Source organism: Streptococcus sp. GMD5S (assembly GCF_000298715.2).
Classification (GTDB): domain Bacteria; phylum Bacillota; class Bacilli; order Lactobacillales; family Streptococcaceae; genus Streptococcus.
The window spans coordinates 109,508-130,843 of record NZ_AJRG02000001.1 but is presented as its reverse complement, the minus strand read 5'-3'; the positions used below and the strand labels follow the sequence as shown (position 1 = coordinate 130,843).

General features: G+C 40.6%; 18 protein-coding genes. 17 read left to right on the top strand and 1 reads right to left on the bottom strand.

The window, feature by feature from the left end:
* Positions 1 to 233 precede the first annotated feature (233 nt).
* From GMD5S_RS0200570 to GMD5S_RS0200550, 5 genes are read left to right on the top strand one after another with little or no spacing between them, the layout of a single operon-like run.
* Positions 234 to 941, top strand: coding sequence for an ABC transporter ATP-binding protein (locus GMD5S_RS0200570; RefSeq protein ID WP_000400161.1), 708 nt, complete (start codon positions 234 to 236; stop codon positions 939 to 941).
* 1 nt (position 942) lies between these two features.
* Positions 943 to 1,731 (top strand): ABC transporter permease, encoded by a 789-nt coding sequence (locus GMD5S_RS0200565; protein WP_000665375.1) that lies wholly within the window; start codon positions 943 to 945, stop codon positions 1,729 to 1,731.
* Positions 1,731 to 2,453 carry a hypothetical protein gene (locus tag GMD5S_RS0200560; RefSeq protein WP_000588280.1) on the top strand — a complete coding sequence of 241 codons (723 nt, stop codon included), beginning with the start codon at positions 1,731 to 1,733 and terminating at the stop codon, positions 2,451 to 2,453. Before GMD5S_RS0200565 ends, GMD5S_RS0200560 begins: the two co-directional genes overlap by 1 nt.
* Positions 2,454 to 2,465: 12 nt before the next feature.
* On the top strand, positions 2,466 to 3,164 hold the full coding sequence (locus GMD5S_RS0200555) for a response regulator transcription factor (protein ID WP_000404921.1): 699 nt from the start codon (positions 2,466 to 2,468) through the stop codon (positions 3,162 to 3,164).
* On the top strand, positions 3,131 to 4,162 hold the full coding sequence (locus GMD5S_RS0200550; RefSeq protein WP_001007871.1) for a sensor histidine kinase: 1,032 nt from the start codon (positions 3,131 to 3,133) through the stop codon (positions 4,160 to 4,162). Before GMD5S_RS0200555 ends, GMD5S_RS0200550 begins: the two co-directional genes overlap by 34 nt.
* 135 nt (positions 4,163 to 4,297) lie before the next feature.
* On the opposite strand, the gene GMD5S_RS0200545 is transcribed toward GMD5S_RS0200550, so the two are convergent.
* Positions 4,298 to 5,782, bottom strand: coding sequence for a DUF1846 domain-containing protein (locus GMD5S_RS0200545; RefSeq protein ID WP_000743564.1), 1,485 nt, complete (start codon positions 5,780 to 5,782; stop codon positions 4,298 to 4,300).
* 152 nt (positions 5,783 to 5,934) lie between these two features.
* Here GMD5S_RS0200545 and GMD5S_RS0200540 point away from each other — a divergent pair, with 152 nt between their 5' ends.
* The 12 genes from GMD5S_RS0200540 to GMD5S_RS0200485 all read left to right on the top strand — a co-directional run bounded on the left by GMD5S_RS0200540 (position 5,935) and on the right by GMD5S_RS0200485 (position 21,318).
* Positions 5,935 to 7,545: a glycoside hydrolase family 13 protein gene (locus tag GMD5S_RS0200540; RefSeq protein WP_001156781.1), complete on the top strand. Its 1,611-nt coding sequence runs from the start codon at positions 5,935 to 5,937 to the stop codon at positions 7,543 to 7,545.
* A 169-nt stretch (positions 7,546 to 7,714) separates the two neighbouring features.
* Positions 7,715 to 9,682, top strand: coding sequence for a peptide ABC transporter substrate-binding protein (locus GMD5S_RS0200535; protein ID WP_000837387.1), 1,968 nt, complete (start codon positions 7,715 to 7,717; stop codon positions 9,680 to 9,682).
* Between the two features lie 146 nt (positions 9,683 to 9,828).
* Positions 9,829 to 11,790 (top strand): peptide ABC transporter substrate-binding protein, encoded by a 1,962-nt coding sequence (locus GMD5S_RS0200530; protein WP_000594275.1) that lies wholly within the window; start codon positions 9,829 to 9,831, stop codon positions 11,788 to 11,790.
* 191 nt (positions 11,791 to 11,981) lie between these two features.
* On the top strand, positions 11,982 to 13,427 hold the full coding sequence (gene cpsA, locus GMD5S_RS0200525) for an LCP family glycopolymer transferase CpsA (RefSeq protein WP_000091224.1): 1,446 nt from the start codon (positions 11,982 to 11,984) through the stop codon (positions 13,425 to 13,427).
* Between the two features lies 1 nt (position 13,428).
* A complete protein-coding gene (gene cps4B, locus GMD5S_RS0200520; protein ID WP_000565332.1) occupies positions 13,429 to 14,160 on the top strand; it encodes a capsular polysaccharide biosynthesis protein Cps4B in 732 nt (243 codons plus the stop codon).
* Positions 14,161 to 14,168: 8 nt separating this feature from the next.
* A complete protein-coding gene (gene cpsC / locus GMD5S_RS0200515; RefSeq protein ID WP_000664124.1) occupies positions 14,169 to 14,861 on the top strand; it encodes a capsular polysaccharide biosynthesis protein CpsC in 693 nt (230 codons plus the stop codon).
* A gap of 9 nt (positions 14,862 to 14,870) precedes the next feature.
* The gene (locus tag GMD5S_RS0200510) at positions 14,871 to 15,563 is read left to right on the top strand and encodes a tyrosine-protein kinase (protein WP_001142580.1); all 693 of its coding nucleotides are present in this window, start codon (positions 14,871 to 14,873) and stop codon (positions 15,561 to 15,563) included.
* Between the two features lie 22 nt (positions 15,564 to 15,585).
* The gene (locus tag GMD5S_RS0200505) at positions 15,586 to 16,953 is read left to right on the top strand and encodes a sugar transferase (protein WP_000391467.1); all 1,368 of its coding nucleotides are present in this window, start codon (positions 15,586 to 15,588) and stop codon (positions 16,951 to 16,953) included.
* A 30-nt stretch (positions 16,954 to 16,983) separates the two neighbouring features.
* Positions 16,984 to 18,156, top strand: a complete 1,173-nt coding sequence (gene cps2T / locus GMD5S_RS0200500) for a beta 1-4 rhamnosyltransferase Cps2T (protein ID WP_000814504.1) — start codon at positions 16,984 to 16,986, stop codon at positions 18,154 to 18,156.
* A 3-nt stretch (positions 18,157 to 18,159) separates the two neighbouring features.
* Positions 18,160 to 19,317 (top strand): glycosyltransferase family 4 protein, encoded by a 1,158-nt coding sequence (locus GMD5S_RS0200495; RefSeq protein WP_000809673.1) that lies wholly within the window; start codon positions 18,160 to 18,162, stop codon positions 19,315 to 19,317.
* Between the two features lie 2 nt (positions 19,318 to 19,319).
* Positions 19,320 to 20,318: a Stealth CR1 domain-containing protein gene (locus tag GMD5S_RS0200490; RefSeq protein WP_001033090.1), complete on the top strand. Its 999-nt coding sequence runs from the start codon at positions 19,320 to 19,322 to the stop codon at positions 20,316 to 20,318.
* 34 nt (positions 20,319 to 20,352) lie between these two features.
* Complete coding sequence (locus GMD5S_RS0200485; protein WP_000626474.1) at positions 20,353 to 21,318, top strand: glycosyltransferase family 2 protein; 966 nt, start codon at positions 20,353 to 20,355, stop codon at positions 21,316 to 21,318.
* The last annotated feature ends 18 nt before the right edge of the window (positions 21,319 to 21,336 follow it).

The following is a 21,336-nucleotide window of genomic DNA, read 5'->3' as shown; positions in this document are numbered from 1 at the left end:
GATGGAGTTTGATAAATGACTTTTTATAATAAAGTCTCTATACATAAACCTCAGAATTATAAAGAAAGAATGGAGAGAAGAATACCTTGTGAAAGAAAAGTTTAGTTTTTCTAGTGGAACTCAGGTGACTTTTGAAAAGTGGATCAACTTTTTCTGAAATTTCTGTTTAATCTCTGAACTAATTCTGAACTAGATTGGGTATACTGGAGAAAATAAAGATAAAGGAGTTCAGTATGGAACATATTGTAAAAATTGATCGTGTTTCTAAAAAATATGGAGACAAGCAAATTTTAAAGGATATTTCTTTTACAGCTAGGAGTGGTCGCATTACGGCTTTTCTAGGACATAATGGTGCAGGAAAAAGCTCGACCTTGAGGATTCTCTTGGGCTTAGATCGGGCGACAGCAGGAACTGCGACTTTTGATGGACAAACCTATCAGTCAATGATTTATCCTCTCAAAACAGTAGGTGCAGCTTTTGACGGTATTGGAGGTCTGCCAAATAGAAAGGTTTACGACCATCTGCATATTATTGCTGCAAGTAATGCTATTCCGAAGTTTCGGATTGATGAGGTATTGGATATGACTGGGATCGCTCATAAGAAAAAGGATTTCTTATCAAGCCTGTCTCTAGGAGAGGGGCAGCGCCTGGGGTTGGCAGTAGCTTTACTAGGTGATCCTCAGTTTCTTATATTAGATGAGCCGACTAATGGACTAGATCCAAGTGGGATTAAGTGGTTTAGAAGGTTCATTCGCCAGCAGGCTGATTTTGGGAAAACCGTCCTTCTATCCTCTCATATCCTGTCTGAGGTACAAATGGTAACAGATGATGTAGTCTTGATTCATCATGGGCAAATTATCGAACAGGGAACGCTAGAAGATGTATTACAAGGAACAGATAGTTTAGAAGAGCTCTTCTTCGACTTAACAGAGGAGGTTTAAGATGAAAGAGACGATGTCCTTATTGCATTCAGAATGGTTGAAAATCCGATCAATCAAGGCTTTCAAAGTGAGTGTGGCCTTCATGCTACTATTGGTGCCTGTCGTATCCTGGTTGGAGGGCCGACAATATCTGTCTATCGGCTTGGATGCTACACCTGAGACGGTTCCCGGTCTGGCAGAAGCTATTGATCCGCTTGAATATCTAGGTCTTAATGGCGCTTCTATGGCGGTCATGGTTTTGGTCATTTTAGCTGGAATTTTGGGAGCTATGGAATTTCAGTCTCATAGCTTGCGAACCAGTCTATTGGCTTGTAATAACCGCTTGAAGCTACTTATGGGGAAAATATTGACCTTTGGTTTGTTTTCACTCATCATTAGCTTGTTATCCATTTATTTGAGCTATATGGTCATGCATCTGGCTTTAGGAAAGGAAGGGCTTGATCCGATTTTGCTCAATCAGGCAGCTTGGAGTTTGATTTTGTGGAAAACCTTATCTCTAACCCTCTTGGGGATCCTTTCATTTTTGTTAGGTTTATTGGCTCGGACCATGCTAGTTTCTCTGCTATTTCTCGTACCCCAGATCTATAATCTGGGAAACTACCTAGCTGCTCACACGAGTTGGGGAGCTTATCTGCCACAACCAGCAGGAGAGTTGTTTGCGGCAACGCCAACTTCCCAATATGCCAACAATCCCTTGCAAGGACTCTTGATACTAAGCGTATGGCTGCTAGTCATCGGCGGCATGGCTTCTCTGCGCTTTTTGAAGACGGATTTAGGAGGGCGATACTGATGATAAAAGCTCTGCTTAGAAGTGAATGGATTAAGTTCCGTTCTTACTATCTCGCTCTTGCTGCAGCCTTGGTGGTTCTGGTAGTCGTTCCTTTTTTCCTGATGAATCTTGACTATAGTCAGACAGCAGTTGGTCAGACGAAGGCTCTGAGCGAGGTTTTGCATGCCCTCTATCTGGCGCAGCCTGTCATCGTCATCTTCACTTCTCTCTATTTTGCCCAGGAGTTTGTCAAGTCTGGGATGCGAACGAATTTTCTAACCGTATCAAATAGAAAGGCTTGGTTGGCTGGGAAATTCCTTTTTCTGGCCGTTCTGCTCTTGGTTTTCTACAGTGTCATGATAGGCAGCTGTTTCTTTGTTATGCTGGCTCGATTTGACCTAGACTTTAGCTGGTCCTTACTGGGGAAATTCCTTTATTACAGCTCTTTTGGTCTTTTTAGCAATCTTTTTCTGGCTTTTTTAACTGCCGGCCTCGCTTTGCTCTTTCAATCTTGGGTTGTGCCGGTCTCTGTGCTCTTTCCTCTCTTGATTGGTCTCAGTCGTTTGTTGGCAACTTTCATCAAGGAAGCAAAATACCTGCCCGATCTGGCTACCCTAAATCTTTTTGAGTATGAAGGACTTCAGCATTCGATAGATCTATCAGGGTTGGGAATACAGCTGTTCTGGCTAGCTTTGATTTGGAGCTCTGCTATATTCTTGACCTTGAAACGAGATGTTCGCTAGAGGTATGCTATAATGGAAATCATGAGACAGTATCGTATTTTGGTGGTTGATGACGACCGGAGCATTTTAAAGCTAGTGAAAAACGTCCTAGAGCTCGATGCTTATGACGTGACGACGCTTGATCGGATAGAAGAGCTAGAGTTGACGGATTTTGTAGGATATAATTTGATTCTGCTGGATGTGATGATGGAGCCTGTTAATGGTTTTGAGTTGTGTTCCTACATTCGTCCTCATCTTTCGTGTCCAATCATCTTTCTGACGGCTAAGGAGTTAGAGGCGGACAAGGTGGAAGGGCTCTTTCGCGGAGCAGATGACTATATTATCAAGCCTTTTGGGACCAAAGAATTGCTGGCGCGTGTCAGGGCTCATCTTAGGCGGGAGGAAAGACGTGAGGAGCGCTATTCTGAAATTGCTTCTTGTCAATTTTATCCAGAGCGCTATGAAGTTGCCTATTTTGGTAAAGTCTTGAAATTTTCAGAGCGAGAGTTTAAGTTGCTGTATTTACTAGCTAGCAATCCCAAGCAGACCTTTTCAGCTGAACGCCTGCATACTTTACTTTACCCAGAAAGCTCAGAAACACAGCTTCGCTCCATCTCAGAGTATGTATATCAAATTCGCCAAAAATGCAAACAAGAAGGGTTGCAAGCAATTGCAACAGTTAGAGGAGTAGGCTATAGATGGCAATTAGAACCCGAAATTTCAAAAGCCTAGTCTGGACAACTAGCTTGAAAATCGTCTTTTTCCATGTTTTGATTTTTGTGCTTATAGGTTATGAATTTACGCAAGGAAGTGATCACGTTCTTTTCGCCTTGTTTTTCTGGGCAGGGAGTTTGCTGCTGATTACTTTTTATCATATTTTGAAATTGCTCCGAAAAATTGACAGGGAAATAAAAATGCTAAAGAGCGAGAAGCTTTTAGAAGAAAATCAAAGCCAGCTTTTTCGGATTGAGGAAATGCTAGAAGTCTACAGCGATTTACGGAGCAGCCACCAAGAAAATACTCGTCTTCTAGAAAGAGAGCAGCAGCATAATCAGGAGTTGATTTTACAGCTATCAGCGACATCGCACGATTTGAAGACGCCCCTAACTGTGATTAAAGGGAATGCTGAGCTCTTGGAGTTGGCGCAATTGAGCCAGCCGCAGGCAGACTATGCTGCTGAGATTTTGCAGGCCAGTCACAAGATGGAAGAGTATTGTGGCTCTTTGATTGATTACGCTAAGACTTTTCAGATTGATTCTAATCAGTTCAGTCAGCTTTCCTTGGAGGACTTTTTGGCTGATTTAAAGGACGACTGGGCACTGTTCAGCAAACAGGAAAACTATCGTTTCTACCTCCAAGAAGATTGTGATCTTAGTCTGATTTTGTCAATTCATTTGGACTATCTCAAACGAGCTTTGCTCAATATTTTACTGAATGCGCTTGAACATGCTAATCAGGATCAAAAGGAAGTGAAGCTGACGATATCAGTACAGCAGGACCAGTTGGTTTTTGCTATCTGGAACAATGGACCTGCATTTTCAGAGGAGATGCTGCTGGGAGCGGAACAGCTCTTTTATCAGAGTGACCAAAGCCGCAATTCAGCTAATCCCCATCATGGAATCGGCTTAGCCTTTTCTAAGCAGGTGGCTCTCTTGCATGGTGGTCGTTTGACCCTGATCAATCTAGACCAAGGAGGAGCCTCTGTCGAGTTGACAATTTCATTGAAATAAATGAGAATGGAAAATCATAAAAACGCATAATACCAAGTGTCCAAAAGACTTGATATTATGCGTTTGATTTTTTTTATTATGTAAAGATTTACTGGATTTTTCTCTCAAATGGAGTTTTTGTCCAGCCTTGTTTATTTATTTGCGATACAAGCGATCGTATTGGTAGTAAGGGTCAAAGGTTACGTTGATACCTAGTTTGCGAAGGACATTCTTGTCTTCATCGGTCAAAATGATGGTTGAGTGGGCTTCGCTTCCTTTGAGATTCCCAAGTTCCTCCATGGCACGCGCAGCGTCAGGATTTTCCATAGCTGTGATTGCAAGTGCAATCAGGATTTCATTTGAGTGGAGGCGAGGATTGCGACTACCGAGATGATTGATTTTAAGACCTTGAATTGGTTTGACGACTTCAGGTTCGATTAATTTTACTTCCTTAGCGATGTTAGCTGATTTTTTGATGGCATTGATCAAGGCTGCAGCTGTAGGACCAAAGAGTTCAGAGTTCTTGCCAGTGACGATTTCCCCATTTGGCAATTCGAGAGCAAGGGCAGGCCCACCAGTTTCTTCTGCTTTTTGGCGTGCAGCGACAGCAACCTTACGGTCTGCAGGTGTGATACCGAGGTCGTTCATGAGAAGTTCAATTTTCTTGACAGCAGTTTCTCCGACTTTTTCAGCTTTAAAATCAAGAACAGTCTGGTAGTAGCGACGGATGATTTCTTGTTTAGAAGCTTCGATAGCAGATTCATTATCAGTAATAGCGAAGCCAACCATGTTGACACCCATGTCTGTTGGTGAAGCGTATGGAGATTCACCTAGGATACGTTCCAACATACGCTTGAGCACTGGGAAAATTTCGATATCACGGTTGTAATTGACAGTGGTTTCTCCGTAGGTTTGGAGATGGAAAGGGTCAATCATATTAACATCATCAAGGTCTGCGGTTGCAGCCTCGTAGGCCAAGTTGACTGGATGATGAAGGGGTAGGTTCCAAACTGGGAAGGTTTCAAACTTAGCGTAACCAGACTTGATGCCATTGAGTTGGTCATGGTACATATTGGACATACAAGTTGCCAATTTTCCAGAACCAGGTCCAGGAGCTGTCACGACGATCAAGTTACGACTGGTTTTGATGTAGTCGTTTTTCCCCATACCTTCAGGAGAAATGATGTGGTCCATATCGGTCGGATATCCTTTGATCGGATAATGAAGATAAGAATCAATCCCGTTTTTATCTAACTGGTTGCGGAAGGCATCTGCAGCGGGTTGTCCAGCGTATTGTGTGATGACAACCGAACCAACAAAAATTCCCAGCTCATTGAATTTGTCAATCAAACGAAGAACTTCTTGGTCATAAGAAATGCCTAGGTCACCACGCGCTTTAGAATGTTCGATATTGCTTGCGTTAATGGCGATCACAACTTCAACCTTCTCTTTCAATTCTTGCAAGAGCTTGATTTTATTGTCAGGCTCATAACCAGGAAGAACGCGAGCAGCGTGGAAATCTTCTAACATTTTGCCACCAAACTCCAAGTAGAGCTTGCCGTCAAATTGGTTAATGCGCTCCAAAATGTGGTCGCGCTGTAGATTCAAATATTGTTCAGAACTAAAAGCTTGTTTTTTCATTTTTTTACCTCTGACCTCTATTATAATAAAAAATTGGAAGATAGGAAACTACGGAGTCAAAAAAGAAATCAAAAAGATTAGGCAAACGCTTGCACTAAGTTTGAAAAAGCGCTATCATAGACTATAGATTATTAAAATAATGAGGTAAGAAGATGCAAGAAAAATGGTGGCACAATGCCGTAGTCTATCAAGTCTATCCCAAGAGTTTTATGGACAGCAACGGAGATGGAATTGGCGATTTGCCAGGAATTACTAGTAAGTTAGACTATCTAGCTAAGTTAGGAATCACAGCGATTTGGCTTTCTCCTGTTTATGATAGTCCTATGGATGATAATGGTTATGATATTGCTGATTATCAAGCGATTGCAGCTATTTTCGGAACCATGGAGGACATGGATGAACTCATCGCAGAAGCTAAGAAGCGTGATATTCGAATTATCATGGACTTGGTAGTCAATCATACCTCAGATGAACACGCATGGTTTGTCAAGGCTTGTGAGAATCCTGATAGCCCTGAGCGTGACTACTATATCTGGCGAGATGAGCCCAATGATTTGGAGTCTATCTTTAGTGGGTCTGCTTGGGAATACGATGAAAAGTCGGGTCAATACTATCTCCACTTTTTCAGTAAGAAACAGCCGGATCTCAACTGGGAGAATGAAAAACTTCGTCAGAAAATCTATGAGATGATGAACTTCTGGATTGATAAAGGTATTGGTGGTTTCCGTATGGATGTCATTGACATGATTGGGAAAATTCCTGATGAGAAGGTAGTGAATAATGGTCCTATGCTCCATCCCTATCTCAAGGAAATGAATCAGGCGACCTTTGGCGACAAAGATCTTTTGACAGTAGGGGAAACATGGGGGGCAACGCCAGAGATTGCCAAATTCTACTCTGATCCAAAGGGACAAGAATTGTCTATGGTCTTCCAGTTTGAACACATCTGTCTTCAATATCAAGAAGGGCAACCTAAGTGGCACTACCAAAAAGAGTTAAATGTAGGGAAGTTGAAAGAAATCTTCAACAAATGGCAGACAGAGTTAGGAGTTGAAGACGGCTGGAATTCCCTCTTCTGGAACAATCATGACCTTCCTCGCATCGTCTCTATCTGGGGAAATGAGCAAGAATACCGTGAAAAATCTGCTAAAGCCTTTGCGATTTTGCTTCATCTCATGAGAGGGACGCCTTATATCTATCAGGGTGAAGAGATTGGAATGACCAACTATCCTTTTGAAACACTGGACCAAGTAGAAGATATTGAATCCCTCAACTATGCGCGTGAAGCTCTTGAAAAAGGTGTTCCGCTCGAGGAAATTATGGACAGTATCCGTGTCATCGGACGTGATAATGCCCGTACCCCGATGCAATGGGACGAGAGCAACAACGCTGGCTTCTCAACAGGTCAACCTTGGTTGGCAGTTAATCCAAACTATCAAGAAATCAACGTTCAAGAAGCACTAGCAAACCCAGATTCGATTTTCTATACTTATCAAAAACTCGTGCAAATCCGTAAGGAGAACAGCTGGCTGATTCGAGCTGACTTTGAATTGCTTGATACAGCTGACAAGATCTTTGCTTATATCCGTAAGGACGGTGACCGTCGTTTCCTAGTTGTGGCTAACTTGTCCAATGAAAAACAAAACTTTTCAGTAGAAGGAAGAGTTAAGTCAATCTTGATTGAAAACACTACTGCTAAAGAAGCAGTTGAAAAACAAACCTTGGCTCCATGGGATGCCTTCTGTGTGGAACTAACGGATTAAAATAAGTGAACCTCAAGCCTTTGATGCTTGGGGTTCTTTTACTAAAAAATATATAGAAAAGCCTCTAAAAAATATTTGTTAGAATTTTCTAAAAAATCTGGCTAAAGTCCTTGCTTTTATGAAAAAATAGGGTATAATGGTGAAAACACTATCTTTAAGGAGATTACTTATGAAATCGAAAAAGTGGCTCTTAGGAGCAGGTGCTGTTTTGAGTGCAGCCATACTGTTAACTGCTTGTGGGCAAAGTGAAAAGAAAGCGGATGCTCCCAAGACTTTCTCTTATGTCTACGCTATGGATCCATCTTCTTTGGATTATAGTGTGACGAGCAAGAGCTCAACCTCTGACGTTATAGCAAACGTTGTTGATGGTCTTTTGGAAAATGATAAGTATGGGAACTTAATTCCATCACTTGCAGAAGACTGGTCTGTTTCAAAGGATGGTTTGACTTACACCTACAAACTTCGTAAGGGTGTAAAATGGTATACTTCTGATGGAGAAGAATACGCTGAAGTTAAGGCCAAAGACTTTGTTACTGGGCTTAAACATGCTGCTGACGGAAAATCAGATGGTCTTTCTTTGATTCAGGATTCTATCAAAGGTTTGGCAGAGTATGTTAGTGGTGAGAGCAATGATTTCTCTACCGTAGGAGTTAAGGCTGTTGATGATTACACGGTAGAATACACGCTCAACAAACCAGAAAGTTTCTGGAACTCTAAGGTCACAACTGCAACCATGCTGCCAGTTAATGAAGAATTTTTGAATTCTAAAGGGAGCGACTACGGTGCACCAACCCCATCAGGTATCCTATATAATGGTCCTTATTTCTTGAAATCATTGACTTCAAAATCAGTCATCGAATATGAAAAGAATCCAAACTACTGGGATAAGGACAATGTCAAGATTGACAATATTAAACTAACTTTCTACGATGGATCAGACCAAGAATCTTTGATTCGTAGCTTTACACAAGGTGCCTATACAACAGCTCGTCTCTTCCCAACAAGTTCAAATTTTGAGTCAACTAAGAAAGAGTACGGAGATAAGATTGTCTACAGTCCCCAAGAAGCGACAAGCTACTACCTCACTGTTAACGTAAACCGCCAATCTTATAATAAAACAGCCAAAACAGACGAGGCTCAAAAAACTTCAACGAAAGAAGCTCTTCTCAACAAGAACTTCCGTCAGGCGCTGAACTTTGCTCTTGACCGTCATTCTTATACTGCTCAGTTGAATGGTGAAGAAGGTGCGAACAAGATTATCCGTAACAGCCTAGTGCCTCATGACTACGTTCAAGTGGGTGAAAAAACCTTTGGAGAGTTGGCACAGGCAGAGCTCGTTTCATATGGAGACCAGTGGAAAGATGTAGCCCTTACAGATGGCAAGGATACGATTTACAGTCCTGAAAAAGCTAAGGCAGCCTTTGCTAAAGCCAAGGAAGAATTGCAAGCCAAGGGTGTTACCTTCCCAATCCATTTGGATATCCCCGTTGAACAAACAGATGTAATCGCGGTTCAACAAACCAACTCACTCAAGCAGTCTATCGAATCATCACTTGGTACTGAAAATGTCATTGTCGATGTCCTTCAAATGACCGATAATGAGAAATTGAGCATTACATCTCAAGCCAAGGTTCCATCCCAAAAAGACTATGACTTGAACGGAACTGGTTGGGGGCCAGACTATCAAGACCCAGCTACCTACCTCAACATCCTTGATGCTAAGAAGGGTTCTGCCCTTAAACACTTGGGGATTAAGCGCGGAAATGATCCAGAAGTGATGGCTCAAGTTGGATTGGACGAATACAAGAAACTCTTGGATGACGCTGCAGCTGAAACAAGCGACCTTAACAAGCGTTATGAAAAATATGCTAAAGCTCAAGCTTGGGTATCGGATAGTTCACTTTTAATCCCAGTTGCTTCTTCAGGTGGTTCTCCAACGGTTAGCCGTACTGTACCATTTACAAAAGCTTACTCTCAAGTCGGGATCAAGGGAGACCCATTTGTGTTCAAAGGTTTGGAGTTGCAAAATGACGTTGTGACTGCAAAAGAATACGAAGAAGCCTTCAAGAAATGGCAACAAGAAAAAATCGAGACAAATGCCAAATACCAAAAAGAACTTGAAAAACACGTCAAGTAATCTATAAATAGACAAGGAAGTTGCAGGAAACTGTGCTTCCTTTTTGTTTTGAGACACCAGTTGTCATAAAAGCAGCAACTTTACATTTTTGAATAAATTTGATAAAATATGGTTATGTTATAAAAAGTGACATAAAGGAGTGAATGATGATCAAAATGAAAAAAAGACTAATCGGGACAGGTCTTGTCTTAGCGACAGGTATTTTGCTCTCGTCATGTGGACAGTCCAATACAGATACTAGCACTTATTCATCAACATTTAGTGCAAATCCGACAACTTTTAACTATCTTCTAGATTATTATGCGGATAACACTGCCGTTATTACCAATCTCGTAGATGGTTTGTTAGAAAATGACAGCTATGGGAACCTCGTACCTGCTCTTGCGGAGGATTGGTCTGTTTCATCAGATGGTTTGACCTATACCTACAAGCTTAGAAAAGATGCCAAGTGGTATACAGCTGATGGTGAGGAATATGCTTCAGTTAAAGCTCAGGATTTTGTCACTGGGATCAAATATGCCGCGGACAACAAGGGACAAGCTATGGATCTGATCCAAAATTCAATCAAGGGATTGAATGACTATGTGACGGGTGTGACCAATGATTTTTCAACTGTTGGTGTCAAAGCCTTGGATGATTACACAGTCGAGTACACCTTGACTCGACCAGAACCTTATTGGAACTCTAAGACAACCAATAGTATTCTTTTCCCAGTCAACGAAGAGTTTTTGAAATCAAAAGATAAAGACTTTGGTACCTTGACACCAGACAGTATCCTTTATAACGGTCCCTATCTGTTAAAAGATTTCACATCAAAATCTTCGATCGAATATGTGAAGAATCCACACTATTATGATCATGATAAAGTAACCATTGAAAAAGTTAAGTTAGCTTACTTTGATGGGTCAGATCAGGAGATGACCATTCGAAACTTTGAAAGTGGTGCTTACTCGATTGCAGGAGTCTATCCAAATAGTTCGAACTATGCTAAGACAAAAGAAAAATACCAAGACAATATCGTCTATAGCTTACAAGACAAGACATCTTGGTACTTTAACTTTAACGTCAACCGCAAAACCTATAATCATACCGCTAAAACAACGGACGAACAAAAGAAATCAGCTCAAACAGCTATCTTAAATAAAAATTTCCGTCAGGCTATCAACTTTGGAATTGATCGAACAGCCTACTCTGCTCAATCTAACGGTGAAGAAGCAGCGAGCAAAACCCTTCGTAATACTCTGGTTCCCCCAACATTTGTCCAGGTGGGAGATAAGACCTTTGGAGAAGTAACAGCTTCTAAGCTTGTGAACTACGGAACTGAGTGGTCAGGTATCAATTTGGCAGATGCTCAAGATGCCTACTTTAACAAGGAAAAGGCCCAAGCAAAATTTGCGGAAGCTAAAAAGGAATTGGAAGCCCAAGGTGTGACTTTCCCAATCCATTTGGATGTCCCTGTTGATCAGACAAACAAAAATGCGGTTTCTGGTATGAACTCGGTTAAACAAACCCTTGAAACAGTACTAGGTTCTGACAATATCGTCATTGATGTTCAACAGCTTTCTACAGATGACTTTGGAAATGTTGCTTTCTTAGCACCAAATCCAGCAGCTCGTGACTACGACCTAAACTTTGATGGTTGGGTTGGTGATTACCAGGATCCATCGACTTATCTAGACCCCTTCAATGCTGAAACTGGCTTCTATCTCAAGATTTTTGGTCTTGATGCCAAGGAAGACCAAGAGCTCATTAAGAGTTTGGGGCTCGATACCTATACACAACTCCTGAAAGAAGCAGATGCTGAGAATAAAGATGTCGCTAAGCGTTATGAAAAATACGCTGAAGCTCAAGCTTGGATGATTGACAATTCTCTAGTTATGTCTGCTATGTCAAATGGTGGTACAGCCTCTGTAACCAAAGTAACTCCGTTTACACGTGCCTACTCCCTAGTGGGAATCAAGGGTGACGGAAATAATTATAAGTACATGAGATTACAAAAAGACCCTGTTACCAAGAAACAATTTGATGAAGCCAAGGCTAAGTGGGAAGAAGAAAGTAAAAAGGCTATCGAAAAGAGCCAAAAAGAGTTTGAAAACCACGTAAAATAAGATTACAGACAAGGTTGCCCCTGAGCGCCTTGTCTTTTTGTGTAGAATGGTATTCGGAACTTTGCCCATATTTTAGAGCAACTTAAGAGAACAAAAACGAATGAAAACGCTGAAAATAGCAAGGATGGATGGAATTTCCATCATGATTGTGATATAATATTTATAACTATTAACGTGTATAGGGGATTATCATGAGTAGACGTTCAAAGAGAGCTCGTTTAGGGAATGTGAAACGAAATATTAATATAGTTTTAGCAACCATTTATTTATTATTGAGTGGTTTTTTGCTGTTCTTGATTTTTAGACACAACATTTTAGCCTTTAGATACTTGAATATTATTTCTGCAGTTCTCATTTTATTAGCTGCTTTAGTAGGACTACTGCTGATTGTTTATAAAAAAGCTGAGAAGTTTACGGTCTTCTTTTTGACGCTTGCCATCTTAGTTAGTTCAGTTTCTCTCTATGCTTTGCAACAGTTTGTCGGTTTTACCAATCATATCAATTCGACGTCAAATTACTCAGAGTATTCAATCAGTGTGGTCGTTTTGAAAGATAGTGAGATCAATAATGTGACTCAACTGGATACGGTTACGGGGCCAACAGAGACAGACAATGACAATATTCAAAAGTTGTTAGCAGATATTAAGACCAGCCAGAGTAAGGACTTGACAGTTGAGAAAGCGACTTCTTACCTAGCAGCTTATAAGAGTCTGCTTTCTGGTGAAACGAAAGCAATTGTCTTAAATAGTGTCTTTGAAAATATCATTGAAGTAGAGTATCCAGATTATGCTTCAAAAATCAAAAAAATCTATACAAAACAATTAACTAAGGATGTTGCGGCACCAAAGGTATCGAAGAATAAAGCTTTCAATATTTATGTGAGTGGTATTGATACCTATGGTCCGATTAGTTCAGTTTCGCGTTCAGATGTAAATATTTTGATGACAGTGAACCGTGATACCAAAAAAATCCTTCTCACTACAACTCCTCGTGATTCCTATGTTCCGATTGCGGATGGAGGAAACAATCAAAAGGACAAATTGACCCATGCAGGGATTTATGGAGTAGACTCGTCGATTCATACCCTGGAAAACCTATATGGTGTGGATATCAATTACTACGTCCGTTTGAACTTCACTTCTTTCTTGAAGTTGATTGACCTTTTAGGTGGCGTAGATGTTTATAATGACCAAGATTTCACATCTTTACACGGGAAGTTCCATTTCCCAGTTGGGAATGTTCATCTAGACTCTGAGCAGGCTCTTGGTTTTGTCCGTGAGCGCTACTCTCTAGCAGATGGAGATCGTGACCGTGGTCGAAACCAACAAAAGGTTATTGTAGCTATTATTCAGAAGTTGACGTCAACTGAGGCTTTAAAAAACTACGATAACATCATCAAGGGATTGCAAGATTCTCTTCAGACCAATATGCCTTTGGAAACCATGATGGATCTGGTTAATACTCAATTGGAGAGTGGTGGGAACTACAAAGTCAACTCTCAAGACTTGAAAGGAACTGGACGCACGGATCTTCCTTCATACGCTATGCCAGATAGTAACCTCTACATGATGGAAATTGATGAAAGTAGCTTGGCCGCTGCGAAAGCTGCTATCAATGATGTGATGGAGGGCAAGTAGCATGATCGATATTCATTCGCACATCGTTTTTGATGTGGACGATGGTCCAAAGTCGATAGAGGAAAGTAAAAAACTTCTTAGAGAGGCCTACAGTCAAGGAGTGAGGACAATCGTTTCAACTTCGCATAGACGAAAAGGGATGTTCGAAACTCCTGAAGAAAAAATCGCGACTAACTTTCTAAAGGTGCGAGAAATGGCTAAGGAAGTTGCGGATAACTTAATCATTGCCTATGGGGCAGAAATCTACTATACGCCAGATGTTGTTGAGAAGTTAGAAAAGAAATTAATCCCGACCCTCAACGATAGTCGCTATGCTTTGATTGAGTTTAGTATGAATACACCCTATCGGGATATGCATAAGGGGCTGAGTAATATTCTAATGTTAGGCATTACACCCATCATTGCCCACATTGAACGTTACGATGCTTTAGAAAACAATGAGCAGCGCGTGCGAGAGCTGATTGATATGGGATGTTATACTCAAGTCAATAGTTCTCATGTCTTGAAACCTAAACTCTTCGGAGAAACTTATAAATTCATGAAAAAGAGAGCTCAGTATTTCTTGGAACGAGATCTGGTTCACGTGATCGCAAGTGATATGCACAACTTGGATCACAGACCTCCTCATATGGAGGAAGCCTATGATATCATTGCCAAAAAATACAGTGAAGATAAGGCTAAGGAACTTTTTAAGGATAATCCCCGAAAAATAATAATGGATCAATTGATTTAGGAGAAAAAATGAAAGAACAAAATATGATGGAAATCGATGTATTTCACTTACTTAAAATCCTTTGGAAACGAAAATTTTTAATTGCTTTGGTAGCATTCGTGACAGGGACAGTAGCATTTGCCTACAGTAGTTTTATTGTGAAGCCGGAGTTTACGAGTACGACCCGAATTTATGTGGTCAACCGTAATCAGGGAGATAAGCCAGGTTTGACCAACCAAGACTTGCAAGCTGGATCTTACTTGGTAAAAGACTATCGTGAAATCATTCTCTCGCAAGACGTTTTAGAAAAAGTTGCGACTGATTTGAAACTAGATCTCCCTCCAAAAGGTCTAGCTAGTAAAATTAAGGTAACAGTTCCAGTGGATACGCGTATTGTTTCTATCTCTGTGACAGATCGTTTGCCTGAAGAAGCGAGCCGCATCGCTAACTCTTTGAGAGAGGTTGCTGCCCAAAAAATCATCAGTGTCACGCGAGTTTCAGATGTGACAACGCTTGAAGAAGCTCGTCCTGCAACATCCCCATCGTCTCCAAATATCCGTCGCAATACCATGGTTGGATTTCTTGCTGGCGCAGTTGTAATGGTTGTTACGGTTCTCCTAGTTGAGCTCTTAGATACACGAGTGAAACGTCCAGAAGATATCGAAGATGTGATGCAAATTGCGCTATTGGGAGTAGTTCCAAATTTGGATAAATTGAAATAGGAGAGAGAGATGCCAACATTAGAGATTGTACAAAAAAAATTAGATTTGGCAAGAAAAGCTGAAGAATATTATAATGCGCTTCGTACCAATATACAGTTGAGTGGGAATAATTTGAAAGTTATTTCGATCACGTCTGTGAAACCGGGTGAAGGGAAGTCAACTACTTCTACAAATATTGCTTGGGCTTTCGCGCGTGCGGGCTATAAGACGCTGTTGATTGATGCGGATATCCGTAATTCAGTCATGTCAGGTGTCTTTAAATCACGGGAAAAGATTACAGGCCTAACAGAGTTCTTGTCAGGCACAACAGACCTATCACAAGGTTTATGTGAAACCAATGTTGAAAATTTGTTTGTCATTCAAGCGGGTTCTGTATCACCAAACCCAACAGCTTTGTTACAAAGTGAAAATTTTGCGACCATGATTGACACCTTACGTAAGTACTTTGACTACATCGTTGTAGATACTGCTCCGATTGGAGTTGTTATCGATGCGGCGATTATCACGCAGAAGTGTGACGCTTCTGTTTTAGTAACTGCTGCTGGTGAAACAAATCGTCGTGATGTCCAAAAAGCTAAAGAACAACTCGAACAAACAGGCAAACCATTCTTAGGAATTGTGCTTAATAAACTCAATACTTCAGTTGAAAAATATGGCTCCTATGGAGCATATGGAAACTATGGGAATTATGGCAAAAAATAATAAATAGTTTAGGGAAGATATTATGGAAGAAAAGGGATTGAAGATTACTTTGGCGACAATCCAGAGTTTTCTTGTCATTTTATTAGCTTATTTACTTAGTTTTGTTAAGGAAACAGAGATTGTAAATACTTCTGTTATTATCTTGTTCATTCTTCATTTTTTTATTTTTTATATCAGTGATTATGGGCATGATTTTTTTAAAAGGGGTTATTTAGCAGAGTTTATCAACACTGCAAAGTACATTGTGTTCTTTGCTTTAGCTATCAGTATTTCGAATTTTTTCTTAGAAGATCGTTTTAGTATCTCTAGACGAGGAATGATTTATTTTTTGACAATACACTCTATTCTGTTGTATTTGTTGAATCTATGCATTAAACGCTATAGAAAAAGCATCTTTCCAAATCTCAAGGGGAGTAAGAAGATATTCTTGATAACAGCGACCTCTAGGGTTGAAAAAGTCATCGATAGGCTGATAGAGTCGGGAGAAATTTTTTGGAACTTGGTGGCAGTCAGTGTTTTAGACCAGCCTGATTTTCGGCATCAAACCTTAACCGTTGTACCTGCTGAGAATATCTTAGACTTTGCTACTCATGAAGTTGTCGATGAGGTCTTTATCAATCTACCAAGTGAAGAGTACGACATCGGGGAGTTTATCTCACTTTTTGAGACAATGGGAATTGACGTGACAGTTAACCTGAATGCTTTTAATAACTATCTAGGTAGTGATAAAAAGATTCGTGGGATGGCAGGGCTGAATGTTATCACGTTTTCTACAAAATTTTATAAGACGAGTCATGTCATTGCTAAACGTTTCATTGATATTGTCGGTTCGATTGTCGGATTGATTATTTGTGGTTTGGTGAGCATTGTTTTGGTTCCAATGATTCGACAAGATGGTGGGCCAGCGATTTTTTCTCAAACGCGTATTGGGAAAAATGGTCGACATTTCACTTTCTATAAATTTAGATCCATGTGCGTGAATGCTGAGCAGAGGAAACAAGAACTTTTGGCGCAAAATACTATGCAGGGGGGCATGTTTAAGGTCGATGATGATCCTCGTATCACTCCAATTGGTCGCTTTATTCGTAAGACCAGCCTAGATGAGTTACCGCAGTTTTGGAATGTTTTAATGGGAGATATGAGTCTGGTCGGAACCCGTCCCCCAACAGTGGATGAGTATGAAAAATATACACCTGAGCAAAAACGTCGATTGAGTTTTAAACCTGGGATAACAGGCTTGTGGCAAGTCAGTGGACGAAGCGAGATCAAGGATTTCGATGAAGTTGTCAAGTTAGATGTGGCCTATATTGATGATTGGACAATTTGGAAAGATATTGAAATTTTATTGAAGACCGTTAAAGTTGTATTTATGAGAGATGGGGCGAAGTAATTCCTGCCCCTCGGTCCTGTTAGGAGAGAGATGAAACAGTCTGTTTATATCATTGGTTCAAAGGGGATTCCTGCCAAGTATGGAGGATTTGAAACCTTTGTTGAAAAATTAACCGAATATCAAAAAGACAGCAACATACAATACTATGTTGCTTGTATGCGTGAAAATTCAGCTAAATCTGGCATCACGGAAGACCAGTTTGAGCATAATGGGGCCATTTGTTTCAACATTGATGTTCCCAATATCGGACCGGCCCGCGCCATCGCTTACGATATTGCAGCGGTCAATAAGGCTATTGAATTGGCTAAGGAAAACAAGGACGAGGCTCCCATTTTTTACATTCTAGCTTGTCGCATCGGTCCTTTTATTTCTGGACTTAAGAAAAAAATTCGTGCGATCGGTGGCTCTTTGCTGGTAAATCCTGATGGCCATGAATGGCTGCGAGCAAAGTGGAGCCTGCCAGTTCGTAAGTACTGGAAATTTTCAGAGCAGCTCATGGTCAAACATGCAGATTTACTGGTCTGTGACAGTAAAAATATCGAACAATATATCCAAGAGGATTATAAGCAGTATCAACCAAAGACCACCTATATTGCCTATGGGACAGATACAGCCCCTTCAATCCTGAAGGCAGAAGATACCAAAGTTCGGAACTGGTATCAGGAAAAAGGAGTTAGCGAAAATGGCTATTATCTAGTAGTGGGACGATTCGTTCCTGAAAACAACTACGAAGCCATGATTCGTGAATTTATCAAGTCCAAGTCCAAAAAGGACTTTGTTCTCATCACAAATGTGGAGCAGAATAAATTTTACGACCAGTTGTTACAAGATACTGGTTTTGATAAAGATCCTAGGGTCAAATTTGTCGGGACTGTCTATGACCAAGAGTTACTCAAGTACATTCGCGAAAATGCCTTTGCCTATTTCCATGGGCATGAGGTTGGAGGAACCAACCCTTCTCTACTGGAAGCTCTAGCATCCACAAAACTGAATTTGTTGCTAGATGTTGGTTTTAACCGTGAGGTTGGTGAAGACGGGGCTATTTATTGGAAAAAAGATGAGTTGGCACGCGTCATTGAGGAAGTAGAGGGATTTGATCAGGTAGTGATAGCTGACTTGGATTTCAAGTCAAGCCAAAGAATCCTCTCAGCTTTCACATGGGAAAAGATTGTGTCAGATTATGAAGAAGTGTTTAAAGGATAGGGAATGAAACAGATTTTATACTTGCATGCTGGTGCAGAAATGTATGGAGCAGATAAGGTTTTATTGGAATTGATCAAAGGATTGGATTCCAAAGAATTTGAAGCTCATGTCATCTTGCCAAATGACGGTGTTTTAGTCGAGGCCTTGCGCCAAGTTGGGGCTCAGGTCAGTGTGTTGGATTATCCGATTTTACGAAGGAAGTATTTTAATCCTAAAGGCATTGCCGACTATATTCGCTCTTATAATTTCTATGCTAAGCAAATCGCTCTCTATGCTCGAGAACACAGTATAGATATGGTTCACAATAATACAGCGGCTGTTTTGGAGGGCATCTATTTGAAACGCAAGCTCAAGCTGCCTTTGATTTGGCATGTTCATGAGATTATCGTCAAACCCAAAGCTATTTCTGACTTTATCAATATGCTCATGGGACGATATGCAGACAAGATTGTGACGGTGTCCCAAGCGGTCGCTAATCATATCAAGCAGTCTCCCTTTATCAAAGATAGTCAAGTGGAAGTGATTTATAACGGTGTCGATAATGCTGTCTATTATCCAATGGATGCGTCTTCTATTCGTGAAAAATTTGACATTGCGCAAGATGCACTTGTGATTGGCATGATTGGTCGGGTCAATGCTATCAAAGGACAAAATGATTTCATAGAAGCAGTCGAGCCACTTTTGGAAAAGAATGAGCAAGCGGTGGCTTTCCTAGCTGGAGGTGTTTTTCCTGGTGAAGAATGGCGCTTAGAAGAACTAGATAAGAGAATAGCTTCTTCATCTGTTGTATCACAAATTCATCGTATTGATTACTACGATAAGACTTCTGAACTTTATAATATGTTTGATATCTTTGTCTTACCAAGTATAAAACCTGATTCCCTACCTACAGTAGTCCTAGAAGCCATGGCTTGTTCAAAACCAGTTGTTGGTTATAACAATGGGGGAATAGCTGAAATGGTAGTAGATGACAAAAGTGGTTGCTTAGTCAAACCAAATCGTCCTCAAGAACTTTCTAATGCCATTTCTCTCTTACTAGATAGTTCTGAAAAAAGAGAAAAATTTGGGCGAGTAGGATATCAGAGACAAAAAGAGCTGTTTTCTTTGGAGAGTTACATTAAGAACTTTTCGGAGTTGTATAAAACAGATAGAAAAGATTAGTTATGAATAAAATAGATTTTGTTGTTACTTGGGTTGATGGGAATGATCCTGTGTGGCAAGAAAAAAAATCAAGCTATGATGGTTCGGTCAATACTTCTAAACAGAGCATGAATTCGGATAAAGCTTATCGTGAATGGGGAACCTTTAAATACTGGTTTAGAGGAGTTGAAAGATTTGCTCCTTGGGTCAATAAGATCTACCTCGTGACCGACCAGCAAAAGCCAAGCTGGTTAGATATAAACAGTGAAAAATTGGTCTTGGTAGATCATACAGAGATTATCTGTAAGGATTACCTACCAGTTTTTTCTGCCAATCCGATCGAAAGTAATATCCATCGCATTCCTGGTCTCTCTGAGCACTTTGTCTTTTTTAATGACGATATGTATTTGACGGCTCCAGTTGAACCGACAGATTTTTTCTCAGGGGATGGTTTACCCAAATATAATACGGCTCTTTCTCCGATTATTCCTGAAAGATATGGAACGGGGAATTTTCAGATAAATGACATGGAGATTGTCACTAGCTATTTCAGTCGAAATGAAATTTTGAAGAATGGCCAATTCTTTGATCCAAAGCAGGGATTAAAAAGTATCGTTAAGTCGCTACTATACAGAAATAGTCAGTTTATCTGTGGTTTCTGGGAGAGTCATCTGCCCTATCCTCTACTAAGATCAACGATGAACTTGGTATGGGAAAAGGAAAAAGCTGTCTTGGAAAGAACCTCTGCTAGTCGCTTTAGAAATCCTTCTGATACCAATGTTTGGCTCTTTAAGTATTGGCAGATTGCCAGTGGTAAATACGCTATCGGAAATCCTAAGTTGGGAGGACTCTTTTCTTTGGATAATGCCGGACCAGATTTTTGGAAGATACTAAATTCTGGCAAATACCAAATTATGTGTATCAATGATGGATTTAACATTCAAGACGAGGAGCAGGTGATGACAGACTTTATCAAGGCTATGGATCAACTGCTTCCAGATAGAAGCTCATTTGAGATTTAAACTGTAAAACTAAGTAAGAGAAAGAAAAGAAAATATGATTTCGGTAATTGTGCCTGTTTATAATGTGGAGGACTACCTTCATTATGCCATGGAGAGTTTGGAACATCAGACTTACAAGGATATGGAAGTCCTCTTGATTGATGACGGCTCGAGTGATGGCTCAGGACACTTGTGTGACCAGTATGCCCAGCAATATGATTGGGTGACTAGCTACCATAAGGTCAATGGTGGCTTGTCTGATGCTCGGAACTATGGGGTCTTGAAAGCCAAGGGCGACTGGATTACTTTCCTAGATCCAGACGACTATTTGGAACCTTGCGCCTTGGAATTGCTAGCAGAGCTACAAGATCGTACCCAAGCAGATATGGTTAGTGGTAAAGTAGAGCCGACAGCTCACTATCATCGTTATCAGAACTTCCACTTGGATCAGCTTGATCTAGATCAAGTTAAGGTTTATGACAAGGCAAAGGCTCTGACTGAGATGCTCTACGGAGACCTTGTAACGGTCTCTGCTTGTGGGAAACTCTATCGGAAAGAACTTCTTGAGAAAGCTCCCTTCCCCAAGGGGCGCATCTACGAAGACCTCTATGTGATCAGTGAGCAACTCAACCAAGCCCAATCCGTGGCTTTGTACCATCTTCCGATTTACCATTATTACCATAGACCTGGTAGCATTACTGCCTCGGCTTTCACACCAAAACAATACGAGTTTTACGAAGCAATCGATCATTTAAAAGAGGTTGTGAATGCAACCTATCCTGAGAGTTCAGAACTCCAAGAAGCTATCATTTCACGCTTCTTTACAGGAAGTCTTCTTATCTTTACGATGATTAAGGATGGGGATTCAGTAGAATTCAAGAGACTTCAGGAGAAGATGAGGCCATATTTGCCTCTTGTTTTGAAGAATGCTAGAGTTAGTAAGAAACGTAAGATTCTCTATGTTTTGATTAGTAGGTATCCGCGGCTCTATTATCAATTTAAAAAGTTAAAAAAATCCTAAGTAAGAGTTAGGGATGAA